The sequence below is a fragment of the Aeromonas sp. sif2433 genome (genome assembly GCF_019218705.1).
Classification (GTDB): Bacteria; Pseudomonadota; Gammaproteobacteria; order Enterobacterales; family Aeromonadaceae; genus Aeromonas; species Aeromonas encheleia.
In genome coordinates this window covers 219,283-242,599 of record NZ_JAHUXD010000001.1, presented here as the reverse complement: position 1 = coordinate 242,599, position 23,317 = coordinate 219,283, and the positions used below count along the sequence as shown (strand labels likewise).

13 protein-coding genes and 1 pseudogene are annotated in these 23,317 nt (G+C 65.5%); 11 read left to right on the top strand and 3 right to left on the bottom strand.

Annotated elements, in window-relative coordinates:
- Positions 1–77: 77 nt before the first annotated feature.
- From KW825_RS01020 to KW825_RS01005, 4 genes are all read left to right on the top strand, one after another.
- Complete coding sequence (locus KW825_RS01020; protein ID WP_033130257.1) at positions 78–470, top strand: MAPEG family protein; 393 nt, start codon at positions 78–80, stop codon at positions 468–470.
- A gap of 186 nt (positions 471–656) precedes the next feature.
- A complete protein-coding gene (locus tag KW825_RS01015; RefSeq protein ID WP_042653537.1) occupies positions 657–1,961 on the top strand; it encodes an inosine/guanosine kinase in 1,305 nt (434 codons plus the stop codon).
- 294 nt (positions 1,962–2,255) lie between these two features.
- Positions 2,256–2,618, top strand: a complete 363-nt coding sequence (locus KW825_RS01010) for a DUF2750 domain-containing protein (protein ID WP_042653538.1) — start codon at positions 2,256–2,258, stop codon at positions 2,616–2,618.
- Positions 2,619–2,795: 177 nt separating this feature from the next.
- Positions 2,796–3,290 (top strand): hypothetical protein, encoded by a 495-nt coding sequence (locus tag KW825_RS01005; RefSeq protein ID WP_042653539.1) that lies wholly within the window; start codon positions 2,796–2,798, stop codon positions 3,288–3,290.
- Here the strand turns inward: KW825_RS01005 and KW825_RS01000 are convergent.
- A complete protein-coding gene (locus KW825_RS01000; RefSeq protein WP_218327919.1) occupies positions 3,253–4,890 on the bottom strand; it encodes an EAL domain-containing protein in 1,638 nt (545 codons plus the stop codon). The two genes, KW825_RS01005 and KW825_RS01000, sit on opposite strands and share 38 nt — an antisense overlap.
- A 187-nt stretch (positions 4,891–5,077) precedes the next feature.
- Here KW825_RS01000 and glgC point away from each other — a divergent pair, with 187 nt between their 5' ends.
- A complete protein-coding gene (gene glgC, locus KW825_RS00995) occupies positions 5,078–6,352 on the top strand; it encodes a glucose-1-phosphate adenylyltransferase (RefSeq protein WP_218292324.1) in 1,275 nt (424 codons plus the stop codon).
- Between the two features lie 63 nt (positions 6,353–6,415).
- Here the strand turns inward: glgC and KW825_RS00990 are convergent, their stop codons facing one another.
- Positions 6,416–8,413 (bottom strand): hypothetical protein, encoded by a 1,998-nt coding sequence (locus KW825_RS00990; protein WP_218327918.1) that lies wholly within the window; start codon positions 8,411–8,413, stop codon positions 6,416–6,418.
- Positions 8,414–8,546: 133 nt separating this feature from the next.
- A complete protein-coding gene (locus tag KW825_RS00985; RefSeq protein WP_042653543.1) occupies positions 8,547–9,098 on the bottom strand; it encodes a lipoprotein in 552 nt (183 codons plus the stop codon).
- A 337-nt stretch (positions 9,099–9,435) separates the two neighbouring features.
- On the opposite strand from KW825_RS00985, the gene KW825_RS00980 reads away from it, so the two are divergent.
- The 6 genes and pseudogenes from KW825_RS00980 to KW825_RS00955 form a co-directional block, all read left to right on the top strand.
- Positions 9,436–10,584, top strand: coding sequence for an isochorismate synthase MenF (locus KW825_RS00980; RefSeq protein WP_256353739.1), 1,149 nt, complete (start codon positions 9,436–9,438; stop codon positions 10,582–10,584).
- A 76-nt stretch (positions 10,585–10,660) separates the two neighbouring features.
- On the top strand, positions 10,661–12,319 hold the full coding sequence (locus tag KW825_RS00975) for a (2,3-dihydroxybenzoyl)adenylate synthase (protein WP_218327916.1): 1,659 nt from the start codon (positions 10,661–10,663) through the stop codon (positions 12,317–12,319).
- Positions 12,320–12,365: 46 nt separating this feature from the next.
- A complete protein-coding gene (locus KW825_RS00970; RefSeq protein ID WP_218327915.1) occupies positions 12,366–13,274 on the top strand; it encodes an isochorismatase family protein in 909 nt (302 codons plus the stop codon).
- Entirely contained in the window at positions 13,271–16,360 is a 3,090-nt protein-coding gene (gene amoF / locus KW825_RS00965; protein ID WP_218327914.1) for an amonabactin biosynthesis non-ribosomal peptide synthetase AmoF, read from the top strand. Before KW825_RS00970 ends, amoF begins: the two co-directional genes overlap by 4 nt.
- Positions 16,361–16,392: 32 nt before the next feature.
- Positions 16,393–17,142, top strand: coding sequence for a 2,3-dihydro-2,3-dihydroxybenzoate dehydrogenase (gene dhbA / locus KW825_RS00960; protein WP_371315767.1), 750 nt, complete (start codon positions 16,393–16,395; stop codon positions 17,140–17,142).
- 33 nt (positions 17,143–17,175) lie between these two features.
- Positions 17,176–23,154 (top strand): annotated as a pseudogene (locus tag KW825_RS00955) (amino acid adenylation domain-containing protein); the annotation flags it as partial.
- Between the last annotated feature and the right edge of the window lie 163 nt (positions 23,155–23,317).

Here is a 23,317-nt window from a genome sequence, read left to right as displayed (position 1 = left end):
GATGGTGTCGCCCATTATTTGCCGCGAGCTGGCATGAGCCACATTGCTTTCAGGATCCAACGATAAGGAGTGTCATGATGATGCATATCACGCTGATCTACGCTGGCCTCTTGGGGCTCTTGTTCCTGCTGCTCTCCTGCTGGGTGGTCAAGCGTCGGCGCCAGTTCAGGGTCAAGATAGGGGCAGGGGACGCACCCGAGATGCTGGCGGCGATCCGGGCCCACGGTAACTTCGCCGAATACGTGCCGCTCACCCTGCTGCTGATGGCCCTGTGCGAGCTGGCCGGGGTCGGTGCCTTCTGGCTGCACCTCGGCGGCTCGCTGCTGCTGGTGGGGCGGATACTGCACGCCATCGGCATCCAGCTGCCCGAGGCACCGAACAAGCCCCGGCTGTTCGGCACCCTGTGCTTCTGGTTGTCGCTTGGGATCTTCTCGGTGCTGGCCCTGGTGCAGGGGTTGTCATTTGGTTGAGGCCTGGCCCCGGCAGACAGCGAAACACCACCTCCCCGCGAGGTGGTTTTTTTTGGCTCCAAGATCAAACGTTTGCCTCGCCAGCCCTTGTCTATACTGACCCCATATTTTAATCGGGCGACTTTTCGGCGAGGCGGATTGTGTTAAAATCCCGCCCCTCTTCCCCCCAGAGCACAGAACATTGCCATGAAATTTCCCGGTCAGCGCAAGTCCAAACACTACTTCCCGGTCGACAGGCGTGATCCCCTGATCCCGCAGAATCCCCTGCTCACCGAACTGGGCAAGGCCTATGTAGTGGGCATCGATCAGACCCTGGTGGACATCGAAGCGCATGTGGACGAGGACTTCCTGAACCGTTATGGCCTGAGCAAGGGCCACTCGGTGGTGATCAGCGATGACGTGGCCGAGCGGGTCTACGAAGAGCTCAAGACCAACAACATGGTGGTGAGTGAGTTCGCCGGTGGCACCATTGGCAACACCATGCACAACTACTCAGTGCTGGCCGATTCCCACTCCATCCTGCTCGGGGTGATGAGCCAGGACATCCGCATCGGCAGCTACGCCTACCGCTATCTGTGCAACACCTCCTCCCGCGTCAACCTGGACTACCTGCAACCAGTCGACGGCCCGGTCGGTCGCTGCTTCACCTTCATCACCGAGTGTGGCGAGCGCAGCTTCGGCATCAACGCCGGCAAGATGAACCAGCTGGATGTGCACCATGTGCCGGAAGAGGTGATCAAGGGGGCCTCCGCCCTGGTGATCACCGCCTACCTGGTGCGCGGTGACGATGGCGATCCCATGAAAGAGGCGGCCATGAGCGCGGTGCGCTACGCCCGCGAGGCCGGAGTGCCTGTGGTGCTGACCCTCGGCACCCGTTTCGTCATCGCCGACAATCCCCAGTGGTGGCGCGATTTCATCGCCGAGAACGTGACGGTGCTGGCGATGAACGAGGACGAGGGCGAGGCCCTGACCGGGATCAAGGATCCCCTCGGCGCCGCCGACAAGGCCCTCGACTGGGCCGACATGGTGCTCTGCACCGCCGGCCCCATCGGCCTCTACATGGCGAGCTACACCGAGGAAGACTACAAGCGCGAGACCACCCATACCCTGCTGCCCGGGGTCATCCCCGAGTTCAACATGTATGAGTTCAGCCGCCCCATGGCCCGTGCCAAGTGCCGCAAACCGGCGCGCATCTACTCCCACATCTCCCCTTACATGGGTGGGCCTGAGAAGATCAAGAACACCAATGGCGCGGGGGATGGCGCGCTGTCTGCCGTGCTGCACGACATGGTGGCCAACGCCTATCACCGCATGAATGTGCCGAACTCCGCCAAGCACATGTCCGAGTTCCTCACTTACTCCTCCCTGGCCCAGGTGTGCAAGTACGCCAACCGGGTCAGCTACGAGGTGCTGGCCCAGAGCAGCCCGCGCCTATCCCGCGGTCTGCCCGAGAAGGAAGACAGCCTGGAAGAGGTGTACTGGGAGCGTTGATCGCGGCTTTTGCTGAAGAAGACCAAGGCGCCTGCGGGCGCCTTGATGCATGTCGTGGCGGCAGCATTTTCTGGCGGCGAATACCCCGGCCCGGCACCGGCTGATCGGGCAGGCGGCGGGCCATCTCGCCCACGCCGGTCACATGTTGAGGGCCCGGATCGCCCAATATCGTACCCTATGGGCCTGATCCCCTCCTTTTTGGGGATAAGGCTTGAGTCTGCGGGGCTTTTGGGACACCATCAGCCCCATTATTGGCCAGCATTGGCCGACACCGCCTGCAGGAGAGAGACCCCCATGAGCAAACTAACTGACAATCTTGACGCCAATTTCCAGCTGTTTATCGAAGAAGTCCGCGAGTCGGGTCAGGTGTGGGGTCTGCGCTACGGTGAAGACTGGGTGGTCTGCCGCTCTGCCGAGTTCGAAGACGCCGACGTGATGCCGCTCTGGTCCGCCGAGGCCGATGCCCGTCGCCACTGCGTGGACGAGTGGGCTGACTACGAGCCTGAGGTGATCGAGCTGGAAGAGTTCCTCGACATCTGGATCAACGATCTGGACGAGGACGACGTGCTGGTCGGCCCGAACTGGAACGCCGATCTGGAAGGCCAGGAGCTCGAACCCATCGAGCTGGCCAAGGCCCTGATCGAGCTGGATGCCTGAACAGTTCTGCATTGATGGCCCGCACCCGGGACCATGGAATGCCACCAGAACCGATAGCCGCGAGGCTGTCGGTTTTTTTTATGGCCCGCATTGCAGAATATTGAATGAAAAGGCGATTTGGCTTGGCGCTGACGGCGCTATGAGCCATCATCAATCCTTTGCCAGACGGGAGGTGCCATGTTTGTATTCGACGTGAGCGGACGAGCGGGAGCACGGGCCGAGATCCGCGTGCAGGCGCTGGACTGGGGCCAGAGCGGGCCCGTCACCTTCAGCTGCGACAGCGATGAGCTGGCGCTGGTGCTGCTCACCGGCTGCCGCTGTGATGCGGTGGGCTTCTTCAATCTGCTGGCCGGTTGCAAGCCGCTCTATGTCGAGCAGTGGCTCGCCTACCTGCAGGAGACTGGCCACATCGACAAGCAGAGTTGCCAGTTGGAGAGTCCGGCCCAGGAGGATTACCTGACCCGGGCCGGCTTGGCGGACGATGAGCTCAACGCCCTGTTGGGACAGGTGTATCGGGTGGCCGGTTTCAATCGCCTGCAGATCAACCGCTACCTCAAGAATCGCCACAACCCGACCATGCTGGCGACCCGCTACGATCAGAAGGAGCTGGAGCGCTATCGCCAGCTCAACGACATCATTCTGACCTTGCTGAAGTTGAAGCGTCCTCAGTAAACAATCCGAGCTGGCCGATGTCCGGCCTCAGCTCCTGGGGCTTGGCGATCAGATAGCCCTGCAGCCCGTCCACATACATGCCTTGCAGCAGCTGCTTCTGAGCTAGCTGCTCCACCCCCTCCGCGATCACCAGACAACCCATGCGATGGGACACATCGACGATCATCCGCACGAACTGCTGGTTGGTGAGATCCTGCTCCAGCTCGGTGATGAGAGCGGGATCCAGCTTGATGTAATCGGGTTTGAGTTCGCGAAACAGGCTGAACGAGCCTATCCCTTTGCCGAAGTTGCAGATGGCGGAGCGGCTGCCGTGCCGCCTGAGCAGCTCGAACAGCCGTCTGGCCCCCGTCAAGTTGCGCTCGAGTTGCTCCTCGTCCAGCTCGAACACCAGGTTGGCGCTGGTGTTGGGATCTTTTTGCAGCTGGTGATCGAGCCAGATGAGGAAGGTGCTGTTCTGCAGCAGGTTGCCCGAGAGACTGAAGCCCCAGCGGCCGTTGTTGCTGCCGAAGGCCCGGTACTGGCGCATGATATTCAGGATCACCATCTGCTCAAGCCGCATCACCATGTCCAGGCGATGGGCCATGGCGAGCAGGGTATCGCTGGGCAGCACAGTGCCATCGACGCTGCTGAAGCGGGCGTAGATGTCGTGGTAGGCGAGCATGCCGCGGTGCAGGGGCATGATGGGCTGACAGGTGAAGCTGACGTGCTCCTGCTCCATCAGATCGGTCAGCACCTGGGTCCAGTGGCGCTGACCCTGCAACTCGACCACGTCGTCATTCTGCTGGATGGCCCAGCCGTTGACCGCCTCCGTCTGGGCGCGTGCCAGCGCCAGATCGGCCCGGGCCAGGATCGCCTCTATCTTCTGCTCGCTGCTCAGCCGGGTCATCCCCGAATAGGCCGCGCTCTCCAACCCGTGTTGCCGCTGATAGTGATCGAAGGCGAGCTTGAGATCCCGCCCCAGCAGGTGCGGCGGTATGTTGGCGACCGGCGGCACCAGCACGGCGAAGTCGGCCCCCGAGATGCGGTAGACCTGATGGCCGGGGAAGCGGCTCACCGTGTGGGTGATGAGGTTGGCGATGTCCTTGATGTAGGCATCGCCGGACTGGAAGCCACGCTGGGCGTTGAGCTTGCCAAGCTCGGTGGCGCGGATCAGCACCAGGATCGCGGTCTGGGTATCCTCCTGTTGCAGCAGCTCGGTCAGATCGCGCCGGAACGCGTGGCGATTGCGCAAGCGAGTCATCTCGTCCTGGGTGGCCTGGTTGTGCAGCTCGCTGATCTGGCGGTGGGCATCGAGTTCGGCTTCACTGAAAGAGACCAGCAGCTGGCGCAGTGCCGCTTGTGCCTGGGGACTCTCCAGCAGCTCGGGATCCTGCTGTTGCAGCGCCAGCAGCCAGCGTTGCTCCTGCCTCGTTCGCTCCGCCTTGTGCGCGGCGCGGATGAGCAGGAACAGCAAGGCAAGGGCGATGACAGTGGTGGCCATGACCAGCAGCAGGGTGAGTGGCGGGACCGGGGGGGCGAGCCAGATTCCTTGCAGCAGCAGCAGGGGCATGCAGACCATGGCGCTGACCAGCAGCAGGTTCCCCTCGAACTTATTCAACATCGTGTCATCCTTGATGATGTCTGTGATGGCTAAATTCTAACCAAGCTGGCGGGACAAAGCATGAGTACTCACGCAACTCCTGGAAAAGCGCCGGTGGAAAGCGACTAAATGTGAGTGAAAACACTTTCACAACCCGTAAAAAAGGCGAAGATGGGTTGAAAACAGCTCCAACAAGGCCGAGGTAATTATGTTGCTAGAACCCGAAAATACTGCCAAAGCACGGCAATTGTTGAACCAGAGTATGGCCTTGGTGCTCGCAGGGGGACGCGGCAGCCGCTTGAAGCAGCTGACCGACAACCGCGCCAAGCCGGCGGTTCATTTCGGCGGCAAGTTCCGCATCATCGACTTCGTACTCTCCAACTGCATCAACTCCGGCATCCGCCGGGTCGGTGTGGTGACCCAGTACAAGTCCCACAGCCTGCTGCGTCACCTGCAATCCGGTTGGTCCTTCCTGCGTTACCAGATGAACGAGTTCATCGATCTGCTGCCCGCCCAGCAGCGGGTGGACGAGGTGCACTGGTATCGCGGCACCGCCGACGCCATCTACCAGAACGTCGACATCATCCGCGACTACGGCCCCAAGTACATAGTGGTGCTGGCGGGGGATCACATCTACAAGATGGACTATGCCGCCATGCTGCTCGATCACGTGCGCCTCGGCGCCAAGGTGACGGTGGCCTGCATCGAGGTGCCGCGGGCCGAGGCGTCGGCCTTCGGGGTCATGGACATCGACGAGCAGCGCAAGATCCGCGCCTTCGTGGAGAAGCCGGCCAATCCGCCCGCCATGCCAGGCAACGATCAGGTCTCCCTGGCCTCCATGGGGATCTACATCTTCGAGGCGGAGTACCTGTATCAGCTGCTGGAGGAGGACATCCACAATCAGGAGTCCAAGCACGACTTCGGCATGGACGTGATCCCGCGCATCGTGGGGGAGGGCAAGGCCTTCGCCCACCCCTTCACCATGTCTTGTGTCGGGGCCAAGGAGGGGCAGAAACCCTACTGGCGCGACGTGGGGACCCTGGATTCGTTCTGGGAGGCGAACATGGATCTCGCCTCAGTGGTGCCCGAGCTGGACATCTATGACGAGAACTGGCCCATCTGGACCAGCCAGACCATGACCCCGCCCGCCAAGTTCGTGCAGGACAGGAACGGTCAGCACGGCATGACCATCAACTCCATGTTCGCGGGGGGATCCATCGTCAGCGGCTCCTTCGTGCTGAACTCCGTGCTGTTCACTCACGTGCGGGTGCACTCCTTCTGCACCCTGGATCAGGCGATCATCTTCCCCGGGGTCGAGATCGGGGCCGGTTGCCGGCTGCGTCGGGTGGTGGTGGACAAGGGCTGTGTGCTGCCCGACGGGCTGGTGGTGGGGGAGAATGCCGATGAGGATATCCGCCGCTTCTACCGCTCGGAGCAGGGCATAGTGCTGGTGACCAAGGAGATGCTGGCCAAGCTCGACTGATTAGTTCGCAGACAAATAAAAAGGGAGCCTTGAAGGCTCCCTTTTTCATGGGTCAGGGCTGACTCATTCGCTGACGATGGCCTTGCCTGCCATCACCATGGCGGTGCCGTGCTTGCCACCGGCGGCGGTGACCTGAGGCACGCCGTCTTCGTCGGTGTCCTTGCCGGCGCCGTCGATGACATTCTCACCGGAGTCACCGATCCACTCGGCCATCTGCATGCCGTCGTTGACGGTGCCACGGAACCAGCTCACGTAACGCTGGGTCAGCTGCGCCAGCTCCAGCTCGGGAGCCTTCTCAGCGCCTTCGTTACGCAGGTTCAGCATGGCGGAGCGCAGGGCACCGGAGATGGCGGCCTGGGTCCAGGGGGTGTAGGTGCCCTGTTTGCCTGCCAGCCAGGTGCCGGCCTTGGCGTTGAAGAACGCCTTGTCGGTCGCGATGAACAGCGCGCGCGCGGCGCTGCGGTACTTGGCGTCCGAGGTGGCCAGGAAGGCCGCCGTCAGGCCACGGATGGCGGCAAACTGCGCCTCGATGGATTGACCTGCATCCGGCTGGCCACCCAGGGTCAGGCCGTCATGGACCAGACCGTTCTTGCCCTTGAGCTGCGCCAGGATGAAGTCGGCCTGCTTGCGGATGAGCGCGAGCGCCTGCTGACCTTGCGCGGTTTTCAGGTTCAGCTCGCCGTTGTCACCGGCGGCGTAGCCGACCGGCAGGGCATCCTGGGCACGCTGGAAGATCTGCAGGGCGACCAGGGTGTAAGCGGCGTCAAAGGTGGTGACGTGCTTGCCCTGTTTGCCGGCCTGCCAGCTGTCGACCAGGGTACCGGCCTTGGGCTCGAAATGCAGGGCACTGAGGTTCTTGAAGGTCAGGTTGGAGAGGTTGAGGGCCAGGGAGAAGGCATCCTCGCCCGCGACCTGCTTGGCGGCCTCGTTGCCCTTGTTGGCGGCCGGTGCGGCGGCGAAGGGGGCACCGTCAAACACGGCGTGGAAGGCCGGGTTCTGGTTGGTGTTGGCGCTGCGCTGATCGGTGAAGGCGTAGAACTCGGACAGGGGCCACAGCAGCATCCAGGCATCGCGCAGCTGGGCAGAGCCATCCACGACCTCCAGCTTGCCGATGGCGCCGACCTCATTCTTGGTGGTTTCGGTCACTTTCACCTGATGGGGGAAGTAGACGATGCCCTTGGCGGGGTCGTATTGCGGTGTGATCCTGGCACCCAGCTGCTTGCCGTCGAAGCCGAGCTGGCCCTGCAAGATGGCCAGCTTGTCGATGGACTGCTCGGTCAGCATCATGCCGTTGAAGCCGTCGGCGGCGGAGACGCCGAGCTTGTGCTTGCCGTCCTGATCCATGGTGGCGGAGGCCGCCTCCACTTCTTCATCGCTCTCGGCCACGTGCATGCCGCCGAGGAAGTCCTGGGACCACATCACTTCCTTGAGCAGGATGCCGCCCACGGCCGCCGGGTTCAGCAGGCTGTCGGAGCCGCTCCAGCGCAGGGTGGCGTAGTCACGGAAGTAGGCGGGCACCTGGGTCTTGACCGCTTTCTCGGTGCCCTTGGCGGTCTTGATGGTGAGCTGATCGCCATTGACCGGGGTGGTGTTCACCCCTTGCGCAAACTCCGGATTGGCGGAGGCGTAGGGCAGGGAGAGGGGATACATGCCTTGCGGCACTTCGTCGGCCGGGAAACCGACCGCCTCGGCCATGGTCAGCACCCGCTTGCCCAGATCGGCCAGGGTGCCGCCGCGGGCCAGGTTCTGCGGCCCGTTCACCAGATGAGGGCCCATGCCGGACTGATAGTTCAGGGCATACATGGCTTCTTCGGAGTATTCATAGGATTCGATGCCGGCGGCGAAGTCGAACGGGGTCGGCTCGTCGGCGCGGTTGGCATCCAGCACGTCCAGATCCAGCCCCAGCGCCTCGGCCAGCGGCTCACCGGAGAGCTCGAATTCGGTGTAGGCCAGCATGCTGGCGGCGGTGTTGAATGTCTTGTCTTCTACCTTGACGGCGGCGTGTGCGGCGCCGCTGAGCAGTGCACAGGCGATCGCCTGCACCAGTACGGTTTTTCTCATGTCCTTTTCACCATATGTTTGATTTTATTATGACGCTTCTCAGAATCGAAATGAGAATGGTGTGCATTATGGGGCAAGGCGAGGGGCTTGAGAAGAAAAAAACCGCCCCCGAGGGGAGGGGGCGGCGCTGGCTTTACATCAGTTTGAAGGGGATCACCAATCGGCCGGGTTCCACCTTGAGCGCCTCGACCTTGTCCTTGATCCTGGCCTCGTTCTGGCGGCTGCTGTCGAGCCGGTAGATGGGGGTCTGGGAGAGGAACAGGGAGAGCGACTGGTTGAAGGTCGGCAGCAGCGGGGTGAGGGCGGCCCCCACATCGGCCGGCTCGGTCTTGACCGAGATGAGCTCGAGATCGCGCAGGTAGATGGCGCCCTGCTCGGCCACGTAATCGGGGCGGGCGCTGAGGGAGAGGCGAATACGCATCTGCTGGCTACCGAGCGGGCTCGCCACCTGCAGATCGCCGGCGGCATCCAGCTCGACCCGGTCGGCGCGGCTGCGGCCGATGCGACTCTGCAGATCGTCGAGGCGGATCTTGCTCGACATGATGCCCGGGATCCCTATCTCTTTCTCGAAGGCGACCCTGTCTTTCAGGTATTGGTTGATCTCGCCCTCGCTGACGTTGTACTGGGTGAGCGAGCAGGCCGCCAGCAGCAGGCTGAGGGGGAGCAGAAGCAGGTGCTTTAACATGGATGGTTTCATCTCGACGGGTGACAACAGGACATGGCGCCATCTTAGGGGCAAAGCGGGGCGGCCGCCAGCCTGGCCGACGCCATCCCGTTTCTGTCGCATCCCCCATATGGGCATGGCAATTTGTTTTCATTCGAGTAGCGTCGCCAACCCAGGCGCCGGCGGGCCAGCGCTGGCGTCATCGGCCCAATACCCACAGATAAACTCCAGTTTTATCGACAAAAAATCCCATTGACCGGGCGATTTCAAAGCGAGTATTTTACCGCCGCACAAAAGCAAATTGATAATCATTATCATTTTGAATCTTTTTTGAGGGTGTAAAGTGAATACTCTTGTGATGACCAATGCCGCGCCCGTCCAGACGGGATCGCCGCCCGATTTCTTGTTTACCTCGGGTCAGGGCTCCCTTCGCGCCTATGACCTGGGTCAGCCCATCAGCACCCCCGCCTGTGAATGGTCCCTGCTCGAGCGGCAGATAGTCCAGGCCCTGGCCGTCGCAGTGGACGCAGGCCAGGTCAACCCGCTGCTGATCGGTGCCTTCGCCTTCGATCCGGCCGAAGCCTCCTGCCTCTATGTCCCCGGCCGCTACGAGCGAGGGGAGCGCAGCGCGCCCGAGACGATGCCCGCCATGGCCAACCAGGTGATCTCGGTCAACAGCACGCCTGCCGCCGCCGAGTTCAAGTCTTCGGTCAGCGCGGCGCTGGATGCCTTCGCCCAGGGGACGCTCGCCAAGGTGGTGCTGTCGCGCAAGCTCAAGCTGCAGCTGAGCCAGGCCGCCGATCCCGAGCAGGTGCTGGCGCGCTTGATGACCCAGAACCCCAACGCCTTCCACTTCTCGCTGCCGCTGGGGCAGGGGCGTTGCCTGCTCGGTGCCAGCCCGGAACTGCTGCTGCGGGTCAGCGGGGGCGCCGTCTTCACCCACCCGCTGGCCGGCTCGGCCAAGCGCGGCGGCGAGCCGAAGCAGGATGAGGCGGTGGCGCGCAAGCTGCTGGCGTCCAGCAAGGATCGGCATGAACATCGCCTGGTGATCGACGAGATCCGCCGGGTGTTGGCACCCCACTGCCGCGAGCTGGCCATTCCGGCCGAGCCCTCCCTGATGAGCACGGACACCCTCTGGCATCTGGGCACCCCCATCGCCGGTCAGTTGCATGCGGGGCAGGCCTCGGTGCTCTCCCTGGCCTGCCAGCTGCACCCCACCCCGGCCCTGTGCGGCTATCCCACCGAGCTGGCGCGCCAGTTCATTCGTGAGCAGGAGCCGTTTCAGCGCGCCCTGTTCAGCGGCATCGTCGGCTGGTGTGACAGCCAGGGTAACGGCGAGTGGGCCGTGGTGATCCGCTGCGGCGTGCTCGATGGCCACCATGTGGAGCTGTTCGCCGGCGCCGGCATAGTCGCGGGCTCGGATCCCGCCATGGAGTGGGCCGAGACCGGCACCAAGCTGGGCACCATGCTCAAGGCGCTCGGCCTAGGAACTGAGGTGGCGCTATGAAACAGCACTACCGCCTAGGTTTGCCGAGCTGGCAGCCCAATCCCAAGGCGCTCGGCTTAGAGCCGGAGGTGGCGCTATGACCCAGCCCGACACCTTCCTCCCTTACAGCCGCTGGCCCCAGGATCTGGCCCAGCAATATCGCGCCAAGGGTTACTGGCGCGGTGAGCCCCTGACCGCCATGCTGGCCCGCCAGTGCGGGTCGGCGCCGGATGCCCCGGCCATTCTCTGCGGCGAGCGCCGCCTCAGCTATTGCGAGCTCGATGCGGGCTCGACCCGGCTGGCCGCCAGACTCGCCCATCATGGCTTCAGGGTCGGCGACACCGCCCTGGTGCAGCTGCCCAACGTGGCCGAGTTCTATCTGGTGTTCTTCGCCCTGCTCAAGGTCGGGATAGCGCCGGTCAATGCGCTGTTCAGCCACAACCGGCTGGAGCTGGCCTCCTATGCCGAGCAGATCAGCCCCAGGCTCTTTATCGGTTCAGTCACCCATCCGCTGTTTGCAAGCGGGGATCGCAGCGGTGAACTGCTGCAAACCATGGGTGCCGAGCTGGTGCTGCTCGATGGCGACGGCGGGACTCAGGGGCTGGCCCACTGGCTAGGCCCGCAAGAGCTGGGTCCCGCAGAGGCTCCCGACTCGGCCTATGGCCCTAGCCCGGCGGATGAGGTGGCCTTCTTCCAGCTCTCCGGCGGCAGCACAGGTACCCCCAAGCTCATCCCCCGTACCCATGACGACTACTACTACAGCGTGCGCCGCAGCAACGAGATCTGCGCCCTTGGCCCCCATACCCGTTACCTCTGCGCCCTGCCGGCCCCCCACAACTTCCCCCTGAGCTCCCCCGGCGCCCTCGGCGTGTTCGATGCCGGCGGCGCCGTGGTGCTGGCGCCGGATCCCGGCCCCATGAGCTGCTTCCCGCTGATAGCGCGCCACGGGGTCAACCTCTGCTCGCTGGTGCCGCCGGCGGTCTCCCTCTGGTTGCAGGCGGCGGAGGCCGATGCCTCGGTGCGCGCCCAGCTGGGCAGCCTGACGCTGTTGCAGGTGGGCGGCGCCAAGCTGGCCGAGGCGGTGGCGAGCCGGATCACCCCGCTGCTCGGTTGCCAGCTGCAACAGGTGTTTGGCATGGCGGAGGGGCTGGTCAACTACACCCGGCTGGATGACCCGGACGACAAGATCATCCACAGCCAGGGCCGCCCCATGTGCCCGGATGACGAGGTGCGCATCCTGGACGAGGAGGGCAACCCGGTCGCCCCGGGGCAGCCCGGCGCCCTGCACACCCGCGGCCCTTACACCTTCCGTGGCTACTACCAGAGCCCGGCCCACAACGCCAGGGTGTTCGATGCCGAGGGCTTCTACTGCTCCGGCGATCTGGTGGTGCAAGACCAGGATGGCTACCTCACCGTGGTGGGCCGGCAGAAGGATCAGATCAACCGGGGCGGCGAGAAGATCGCGGCCGAGGAGGTGGAGAACCAGCTGCTGCACCACCCGGCCATCACCCAGGCCGCCCTGGTCTCCATGCCGGACAGCGCCATGGGGGAGAAGAGCTGCGCCTTCATCGTCACCACCGAGCCCGGCCTCAAGGCGCTGGCCCTGCGCAAGTTCCTGCGCGGGCGCGGCGTCGCCGAATTCAAGTTGCCGGACAGATTCGAAATCCTCACCGCGCTGCCCATGACGGCGGTGGGCAAGATTGACAAGCAGGGACTGCGGGCGCGGATCGCCCGGTCGCTCGCGACAACAGACTGACAGCTCAGGCTATTACCGCTTAAAACTAAAAAGGAATCATATCGTTATGGCTATCCCAACCCTCAGCGCCTACGCCATGCCCAGCCAATGGAAGGCCAACAAGGTCAGCTGGACCCTGGAGCCGCGCCGCGCCGCCCTGCTGATCCACGACATGCAGGAATACTTCACCGCCTTCTATGGCGAGCACAGCCCTCTCATCCGTGATCTCACTGCCCGGCTTGCCGCGGTGCGCCGGCACTGCAAGGCACTCGGCATCCCGGTTTACTACACGGCCCAGCCCAAGGATCAGGCGCCGGAGGATCGCGCCCTGCTCAACGACATGTGGGGCCCGGGGCTGAACAAGCGCCCGGAGCTGCAGCAGGTGGTGGCCCCGCTGCGCCCCGAGCGGGACGATGTGGTGCTGGTCAAGTGGCGTTACAGCGCCTTCCAGCGCTCCGAGCTCGAGCAGATGCTCAAAGCCCAGGGGCGGGATCAGCTGATCATCGGCGGCATCTACGGTCACATCGGTTGCATGATCACCGCCTGCGACGCCTTCATGCGCGACATCCAGCCCTTCTTCCTGGCGGACGGGGTGGCGGACTTTTCCCTGGCCGATCACCAGATGGCGCTGGACTATGTGGCGACCCGCTGCGGCAAGGTGATCCCCTGTGCCGAGGTGCTGGCCATCGCGGCAGCACCCAAGCCTGAACAGCAGAACCCGCTGCTGACCTACGACGGCCTCAAGGCCCGGCTGCTGAGCCATATCGACGAGGACGAGGCCGAGTTCGACCCGGACGAGAACCTCATCGACTACGGCCTCGACTCGGTGCGCATCATGTCCCTGCTCACCGAATGGCGCGCCGCCGGGGTGGAGCTCGGCTTCGTGGACCTGGCCAAGACGCCGAGCCTCAACGGCTGGTGGCGACTGATCGAAGCCAAGCTGGCCGAGCAGAAGACCCGGGAGGTGACCCCATGAGTCGCTTCCCCCTCACCATCCCCCAGCAGGGGCTCTGGTCTGGCCATCTGCTGGGCGACGACAAGGCGATGTTCAACACCGCCGAGTGCATCGCCTTCGATGGCAAGGTCGACGGTGCCGTGCTGGTGGCCGCCCTCACTCAGGCGGTGAGCGAGTGCGAGGCGCTGCAGGGCCACTTCGACGCGGCCAGCGAGCCGGTCTGTTTCGTCTCCCAGCCGGTGCCCCTTGCCTATCGCGAGCTGGTGCTGGAGGGGGGCGACGAGGCCGCCGCCCGCGCCTGGGCCTGGGCCGATCTGCGCCGCCCGTTCGAGCTGACCAGAGAGTCCCCCTGCCGCTTCGCCCTGCTGCGTGGGCTCGAGCGGGATTATCTCTACAGCTGCGTGCACCACATCGCCCTGGACGGCTTCGGCACCACCCTGCTGTTCCAGCGCATCGCCGAGCTGTACGGTGAGGGGCTGGCCGGGGTGGTGAATTCACCGTCCCCGTTCGGCCTGCTTGATGAGGTGCTGGCCGAGGAGCTGACCCGGGATTCGAGCGGCAAGAACGCCGCCGCCCACGCCTTCTGGCAGGAGCAGTTGCAGGACTGGCCCGAGGTGCGCTCCTTCAGCGAGTCCCGCGCCCCCATCGCCGCCGAGTTTATCCGCGAGAGCCGCCCCCTGCCGGCGGCGCTGTGGCAGACCCTGGTGCGCTTCGCCGATGACAACAGGCTCGGCTGGCCGGATTTGCTGCTGGCCGGGCTCTCGGCCCAGTTGTCGCTTGCCAGCGGTCAGAGCCAGACCCTGCTGGGCCTGATGATGATGAACCGCATCGGCTCGGCGTCCCTGACCGTGCCCTGCATGCAGATGAACATCACCCCGCTGGCGCTGGCACTCGATGAGGGGCTGAGTCTGGCGGGGGCCGCCGGCGCAGTGGCCAAGGCCAAGCGCGGGATGCGCAAACATCAGCACTACCGTTACGAGCTGCTGCGCCGCGACCTTGGCCTGGTGGGCGGTGACAAGCGGTTGTTTGGCCCCCTGGTCAACATAATGCCGTTCGACCACGCCCGCCGCTTCGGGCCGCTCAGTGCCCAGATCCTCAACATCAGCGCCGGGCCGGTGGAGGATCTCACCATCGAGATCCAGGTCGGGGCTGACGGTCAGCCCAGGCTGGATCTGGATGCCAACCCCGGCTGCTACCGGCAGGCCGAGCTGGCGCAGATCGCCGATACCCTGTTCACCCTGCTGGGCCGCTGGCTGGCGCAGCCTTCCCTGACCCTGGGGACCCTCAAGGCCGACTGGCTGGCGGAGCAGCGGCTGGATGCGCTGATCACGGGCCCGGCCCATGAGGTGATCAATGTGCGCCCGGTGCTGGACGCGCTCTGCCACTTCGCCGCCCAGACCCCCCACAAGCTGGCCCTGGAGCAAGGGGAAGCCAGCTTCAGCTACGAGGCGCTGCTGGCACGCAGCGAGCAGATGGCCTCGGCCCTGCAGGCCGCGGGTGTGCAGCCAGGGGACAGGGTCGGCGTCATGCTGGCGCGCAGCCCCCAGGCTATCTTCGCCCAGCTGGCGGTGCTGCTGGCCGGCGCCGTCTATGTGCCGCTCGACCCCGAGCAGCCCCTGGAGCGTCAGGGCCACATATTGCGGCTGGGGGAGGTGAAGAGCCTGATCACCCAGGCGGAGTATCGCCACAAGCTGGCCAGCCTGTTCGAGGGCCGCACCCTGCTGGTGGGGGATCTGGTGAGCGAAAACCGCCTCTGCCAGCCGGCCGCCGGCGGCGCCGTCGCCTACCTGATGTTCACCTCGGGCAGCACCGGTCTGCCCAAGGGGGTGGCGATCAGCCACGGCGCGCTGGATCACTTCGCCGCCGCCGCCCGCTGCCGCTATCACCTGGATGCGGGGGCGCGGATGCTGCAATTCGCCCCCTTCAACTTCGACGCCAGCATCGAGGAGGTGTTCGCCACCCTGAGTGCCGGCGCGACCCTGGTGCTGCGCACCGACGCCCTGCTCGAATCCATCCCCGCCTTCGTGGCCGGGGTGGAGGAGGCGGGGATCACCCACCTCGACCTGCCTACCGCGTTCTGGAACGAGTGGGTGGTGTCGCTGGGGGCGGGCCAGGCCCAGATTCCTGACTCTCTTGCCACCGTCATCATCGGCGGTGAGGCGGTCTATCCGGAGCAGCTCGCTCAGTGGCAACGGCAGGGCCGCACTGATGTGCGTCTGTTCAACACCTATGGCCCCACCGAGACCACGGTCGTGGTCACTACTCATGAGCTGCAGGGGGAAGACCCGACCCAGGCCCAGCTGCCCATAGGCCTACCGTTGCCCGGCATGCAGGCGTTGATCCTGGGGGCGGGGGAGCAACCCGCCAGCGAAGGGGAGCTGGTGCTGCTCGGCCCCCAGCTCGCCAACGGCTATGTCGGCGGGGTGCAGGGGAGTTTTGGCACCCTGCGGGTCGGCGCGCAGGAGAGGCCCGTCTATCGCACAGGCGATCGGGTGCGCTGGGTGGCCGGCCGTCTGGTCTACCTGGGTCGCCGTGACAACGAGTTCAAGATCAGCGGCTACCGCATCCAGCCCGGTGAGGTCGAGGCCCAGTTGCTGGCCCTGCCCGGGGTGGATGAGGCCTGCGTGCAGGGGGTGAGCATCGGCAGCGTGCGCCGGCTGGTGGCCTTCGTGGCCGGGGCCGAGCGCGACAGCAGGGTCATCAAGGGGCAGCTCGCCAAAGTGCTGCCCGCCGCCATGATCCCCACCGACTATCGCCACTACGAGCAGCTACCCCGCACCGGCTCCAACAAGTTGGATCGCAAGGCGCTGCTGGCCCAGTACCAGGCCACCGACGAGGCGCTGGTACTTGGCAGCGAGACCGAGAACAGGGTCGGCGCCATCTGGCAGCAGATCCTGGGGCTGGCCACCATGGCGCCAGGGGACAACTTCTTCGAGCTGGGGGGCCAGTCCCTGCAGACCATACAGATAGTGAACCGGCTCGGCGCCGAGTTCGGGGTGCAGGTCAAGGTCTCCGATGTGTTCGATCACCCGCGCCTCGACGACTTCTGCCGCTTCCTCGACGGCAAGCTGACCGAAGACGAAGAGAGCGTGGAGATGGTGTGGTGATGGAGACAAAGATGAAACAGGAGCAGCCCAAAGTGGCCTTTGATTTCAGTGGCAAGCGGGTCTGGGTGACCGGCGCCGGCCGTGGCATAGGGCGCGAGGTGGCGGCGCAATTTGTCGCCGCCGGCGCCTCTGTGGTGGGGCTGGATCGCGACTTTCCCCATGCCGCTTACCCCTACACCATCCGCACGCTCGACATCCGCGACCCGCAGGCGGTCAACGCCTGCTGCGAGCGGCTGCTGGCCGATGGCGGCCTGGATGTGCTGGTCAACGGGGCCGGGGTGTTGCGCCTCGGCCCCACCGAAGCCTTGAGCGACGCGGACTGGGATGACTGCATGGCGGTCAACGCCAGCGGCGTCTTCTATCTGCTGCGGGCCCTGGTGCCCCACTTCAAGGCACAGCGGCGTGGCACCATCGTCACCATAGGCTCCAACGCGGCCCATGTGCCACGGATGCAGATGGCGGCCTACTGCGCCTCCAAGGCGGCGGTGACCAGCCTGACCCAGACGGTGGGGCTGGAGCTGGCGCCCTTCGGCGTGCGGGCCAACCTGGTGTCGCCGGGCTCGACGGATACCGAAATGCTGCGCGGCATGCTGCCGGATGAGGCCGCGCTGGTCCGCACCATTGCCGGACTGCCGGCCCAGTTCAAGCTCGGCATTCCGCTGCGCAAGATCGCCACCCCGAGCGAGATCGCCCACACAGTCCTCTTCCTGGCCTCGGATCTGGCCAGTCACATCACGCTGCAGGATCTGGTCGTCGACGGCGGCGCCACACTAAGTGCCTGATTGCACACCGCCTAGAAGAGCCAGAGGTAATTTATGAACAATATGATTGCGCTGCTTCGGCAGCTGGAGCGCCAGGGCGTCAAGCTGGCGCTGAACGACAAGGGGCAGCTGGTCTCCCAATCGAGCAAGGAGGCGGTGACACCCGCCATCGGCGCCCTCATCAAGCGGCACAAGGAGGCGCTGGTGCGCTGCCTGGCCGCCCGCGCGGCCTTCGAGGCGCCGATAGAGGGGCAGGGCGCCCTGCGGGGGCCGCTCTCCTCCTCCCAGAGCGGGCTCTGGTTTATCGAGCAGTATGAGGAGGCCTCCCACCTCTACAACATGCCGGTCTATTTTCGGGTCAGCGGTGAGCTGGACACGGCCGCGCTGGAGTTTGCCTTCGATCGGCTGTTCGCCCGCCACCCCAGCATGCGTACCCGCTTCGTCAAGGACGAGGCGGGCCGGGGGGCCCAGGAGATACTACCCCACCAGCCCTTCAAGCTGCGGATTGAAGATGTGAGCCAGCAGCCGCAAGCCGAGCGCGAGGCCTATGTGGCCGAGCGGGTGCGCGAGGAGATAGGGCGCCCCTTCTCCCTGGTGCAGGGGGATCTCAGCCGGGTGCACCTTATCCGGCTGGGGGCACGGGAGCACGTGCTGCTGATCACCCAGCACCACATCATCTCCGACGGCTGGTCGGTCAAGAACATGTTCGCCGATCTGAAACGCGCCTTCCTCGCCCATCAGAACCGCGAGCCACTGGATCTGGCCGAGCTGCCGCTCACCTATCTCGACTATGCCCGCTGGTTCAACTCGCCGCGCTTTCTGGATTACCACGCCGAATTCAAGCCGTTCTGGGTGGACCGCCTCGGCGGCAGCCCCGAGGTGCATGGCCTGCCGCTCGACAAGCCGCGCCCGGCCCATCAGGCCAGTGGCGGCGAGCTGGTGTTTTCCACCATAGACAACGCGCTGTGGGACAGCTTCAAGCGGCTGTGTCAGCGCCACAACACCTCCAACTTCATCGGTCTGCACGCCCTGTTTGCCCTGCTGATGGTGCGCCAGAGCGGGGAGAAGGAGGTGGTCATCGGCACGCCGCTCGCCTATCGCGAGCGCCACGAGATTGAGTCCCTGGTGGGCTTCTTCGTCAACACCCTGGTGCTGCGCACCCGGCTCGAGGGCAACCCCAGCTTCGTCGACTACCTGCAACAGTGTCGTGAGGAGGATCTCGCGGCCTTCGATCACCAGCTCTACCGCTTCGAGGCGCTGGCCGAGGCCATAGGGGCGGATCGCACCACCGCCATCAACCCCATCTTCCAGATCATGCTGGTCTATCAGGCCAAGGTGGACTTCAACGATCTCATCCCCGGCTGCCAGCTGGTGGAGGAGACCTCCCCCGTGCTGCCCGCCAAGACCGACATCTCGGTCAAGGTGACAGAACTGATGGACTCGGTGCGGGTGGACTGGCTGTTCGCCACCGCCCTGTTCGAGCGTGCCACCATCGAAGGCTATGCGGACAGGCTGCTTCACCTGATGCGCGCCGTGGTGGCCGCCCCCGACACCGACATCTGGCAACTGCCGCTGGAGGCGGGGATGGACAGGGCCGCACTGGCCGCCGAGCTCGCCAGCCTGCCGGCGGATTACCAAAGCCGCGACACCCTGCTCTGTCAGTTCGAGCGCCAGGCAGCGGCTAACCCCGCGGCCCTGGCGGTGAGTGACGGCGAGGGCGCCCTGAGTTATGGCGAACTGGAGACCAGGGCCAACCGCCTGGCCCACTGGCTGCTGGTGCAGGGGGTGACCCCGGGCGCCGCCATCGGCATCCAGGCCAAGCGGGACCTTGCCTTCGTCATCGGCCTCTTGGCCTGCTGGAAGGCGGGGGCGGCCTATGTGCCGCTCGACCCCGCCTATCCCACCGAGCGGCTGGCTCATATCCTGAGTGACGCCAGTATCAAGTTGGTGCTGGGGGGGGAGCAGGATGCCCGGCTAGCCGAGGCGCTGACCGGCGCCGATGCCGGCTACCACAATCTGCATCGGCTGGTGCTGGAGTCGCTGCCATGCAGCGTCCCCGCCGTCTCGCGGGATGCCGCCATGCTGGCCCAGATCATCTACACCTCGGGCAGTACCGGCCTGCCCAAGGGGGTCATGGTGGAGCAGGGTAGCCTGGTCAACCTGATGGCGGATCATGCGGAGCGTATCGAGCTCGATCGGAGTGGGGCCATGTTCAACTGCATGTCCCTGTCGTTCGATGCAGGCAACATGACAACCCTGCTGCCGCTCTCTTGCGGCGCGGCCCTGCACTTCGGCGAGCCGGGGGAGGGGGTGATCGCCGCCGCCATGGCGTGCGGCGCCAGCCACATGATCCTGCCCACCGCCCTGCTGGCGAACCTGCTGCCACCTTTGGATCTCGGCTCCCTGCGCGCCATCGGTTTTGGCGGCGAAGCCTGCCCGAGCACCTTGGTCGATCGCTGGGGCGCGCGGGTGGCCCTTTACAACATGTACGGCCCGACCGAGTGCACGGTGACGGCGCTCTGCGCGCGGCTCAGCCCAGGCCAGCCCATCACCATAGGCCGGCCTATCAACAACCTGAAGGCGCTGATCCTGGACGAGGGGGGCAACCCCTGCCCGGTCGGGGTGCCCGGCGAGCTTTGTCTGGCCGGCCTCGGGCTGGCCCGCGGCTACCTCAACCTGCCGGAGCGTACCGCCGAGGCCTTCGTCGAGCTGACTCACGCCGGTCGTACACATCGTCTCTATCGCACCGGGGATCGGGCGCTATTGCGCCGTGATGGCAACCTCAACTACCTGGGTCGGCTGGATGAGCAGATCAAGCTGCGGGGCTATCGCATCGAGCCCGGCGAGATAGAGACCCAGCTCGCGGCGATCGAGCCGGCCATCCGCCAGATCAAGGTGGTGGTGCAAGAGGGCCGCCTGCTCGCCTATGCCTGTTTAGACAAGGCCAGCCTGCAAGCTGGTGCGAGCGAGCCCGATGGTGAGGCGCTGCTGCAACGGGCCGGTGAATTGTTGCCGGAATACATGGTGCCGGTGAGGCTCTGCTGGCTGGCCGAGATGCCGCTCACCCCCAACGGCAAGCTGGATCTGCGCCGCCTGCCCGCCCTCCAATGGCAGGAGAGCAAGGGCGAGCCACAGGGCGAGCTGGAGCAAACGGTGCTCGCCATCTGGCAGGGGGTGCTCAAGCAGCCGCTCGGGGTGGAGGATGACTTCTTCCGCCTCGGGGGGGATTCCATCCTCAGCATCCAGCTCTGCACCCGGCTGCGGGATGCGGGGCTGCACTGCAGCGTCAAGGACGTGTTCGAGGCCAAGACGGTGCGCCGCCTCTGCCGCCAGCTTGACCAGCAACAGGCCACAAGCCACCAGACTGAGCAGGGGATCCTGGAAGGGGAATTCCCGCTGCACCCCATCCAGCACTGGTTCTTCGAGCAGGGCTTCGCCAAGCCCGGCCACTGGAATCAGGGGGTGATATTGCGTCTGCCCGCCGGGATCGATGATGACACCCTGGCCGGCTGGCTGACCACCTTGCGCCAGCATCATGACGCCCTGCGCCTCGCGGTGACCCCGGCCGGCCAGCGCTATCTGGCCGAGCTGGCGCTGCCGCCCTTGCCGACCCTGGATGCAGGAACACTCGGCGGGGCGGAACTGCAGGCCCGCCTGACCGAGCTGCAGGGGGATCTCGATCCCGCCAGCGGCCACACCCTGGCCTGGGCCCGGCTGCACAACCTGCCCGTCGAGGGGGAGGCGGAGCCCGTGGAGGGGCTCTTCCTGGCGTTCCATCATCTGGTCATCGATGCCGTCTCCTGGCGCATCCTGGCCGAGGATCTCGCCCGGCTGGCCCGCGGCGAGCCCCTGCCCGCCAAGGGCAGCAGCTACCGCCAGTGGGGGGAGGGGCTCGAGGCCTATGCCGGCCGCGAAGCCGCACAGCTTTCCTTCTGGCAGGCTCAGGGGGAGGGCAGCCAGCAAGGCTTGCTGAAGGCGCAGCGCGCCCCGGATGGCCGCGCCGCCGCCAGCCTGCTGCGGCTGGATGCCGACACCACGGCTCGCCTCATCAATGAGGCGAACCAGGCCCATTTTACCCGGGTGCCGGATCTGCTGCTGGCGGCCCTGACCCGCACCCTGAGCGATCTCGGTTACGGGGAAAACCACTGCCTGATGCTGGAAGGGCACGGCCGTGAGGCCATTGACGCTGAGGCCATTGACTCTGAAGCCAGAGCCCCCCAACTCGATGTGAGCCGCACCCTGGGCTGGTTCACCAGCACCTATCCCCTGGCCCTGGCCAACAGGGGCGATTGGGGGGGGCTGGTGTGCGATACCAAGGAGCGGCTGCGTGCGGTGCCGGACAAGGGGGTCGGCTTCAACGCCCTGCGCATGCACCATCCCCGCGGGCGTGAGTTGCCACAGTCGGCCATCGTCTTCAACTACCTGGGGGTCTCCCATCGGGGGACGGCCGCCGCGTCCTGGCAGCCGCTGCCGGTGGCACCTGGCCAGCCCTCGGCACCGGACAACCTGCCGCGCGAACTCATCAGCCTGCATGGCGGCGTCTATGATGGTTGCCTCACCCTGCGCCAGGTCGGCGCCCTGAACCAGCAGGCCAGCGATGCCCTGATGGCGTCCCTGGGGGCCAATATAGAGGCGCTGGTGGCGGCCTGTTGCGCAGTCGAGCGGCCGCGCCACACCCCGAGCGACTTCCCGGGCCTGCCGCTCTCCCAGCAAGCGTTGGATCTCGTGCTGGATCCGGCGGGGGGTGAGGTGGAGACACTGCTGCCCATGAGCTCCCTGCAGCAGAGCATGCTCTACCACAGGGCGCTGGCGCCCCGTGACACGGCTTACCACCTGCAGACCGAGATCGACTACCGCCAGGGGCTGGATGTGGCTGTCTACCAGGCCGCCTGGCAGGCGCAGCTCGCCCGCTGGCCCGTGCTGCGCGCCGCCTTGCTGGTGGAGGAGGGAGTTGCCCTGCAGCGCATACTGCGCCACGCCGAGCTGCCGTTCCACCACGAGGACTTGTCCGGCATGGCGGGGGCCGAGGCGCACATAGCGGCCTATCGCCAGCGGGATCTGGCCCATCCCATCCCGCTGGATGCGGCCCCGCTGCTGCGCATCGCCTGCTTCACATTGGCACCCGATCACCACAGGGTGATCCTGAGCGCCCACCACGCCGTGCTGGACGGCTGGAGCGGCCCCGTGCTGCTGGGCAGCCTGCATAGTCACTATCAGCTGTTGATGAACGGCCTGTCGCCGCAGACCCGCCCGGATCAGGCCTGGCTCGAATTTGGTCGCCATATCGCGAGCCAAACCGCCGCCAACGAGGCTTACTGGCAGGGGCGCAGCGACTTGCTGGCTCGGCCCAACGATCTGGCCGCCCTGTTCGGGGTGGCGCTGGAGCCGCACCTCACCCAACACAGGCCGGCGGTCTGCGGCCAGACCCTGGCGCCGGAGATCTCGGTTCGACTGGAGGCCCGCGCCCGCGAGCTCGGCGTGACCACGGGCCTGCTGGCACAATACGCCTGGCATCGCCTGCTCGCCCGCCGCTGCGGCGACGCCGTAACCCTGGTGGGCAACGTGACCCCGGGCCGGGACTTCCCCATAGAGGGGATCACCCAGAGCGTGGGGCTCTATATCAACAGCCTGCCGCTGGCCCTGGACTGGCGCACCGAGGGGACGCTCGAGCAGCACATAGCGCAGCTGCAGTCGGACTCCCTGGCCCTGAACCAACATGGCACCCAGTCCCTCGCCGCCCTGACCAAGGGCCGGGGCCGGCTGTTCCAGAGCTTGTTCGTGTTCGAGAACTACCCCATGCCGGCGCAGCCCCAGACGCCTGAGCCTCATCAGCTGGTGCCGCACTTTGGTAGCGTCGTGGAGAAGGTGGAGCTGCCGCTCTCGCTGGTGGTGAATGCCCGTGGCGGTCGGCTCAACCTGCGCCTCGAATACGATGGCGAGTTGATCGCGCCCGCCAGCGCCGAGGCGGTGCTGGCCCAGTGGCTCGCCGAGCTTGGCTGGCTGGCGCAGGCTGATCTGGCCCAACCCGCCCGTCTGGCTGCCGGCTGCGCCCCTCGTGCGGGCGAACCGTTGCCCCTGGCAAAGGAAGATGACTCGACGCAGGCGATGAGCCCTCAGGCGAACCAGTTGCTGGCCCTGTGGCGGCAGCACTGCGGCGAGGCGGCGTCCTGGCAGCAGAGTCTGCCTGAGCTCGGGG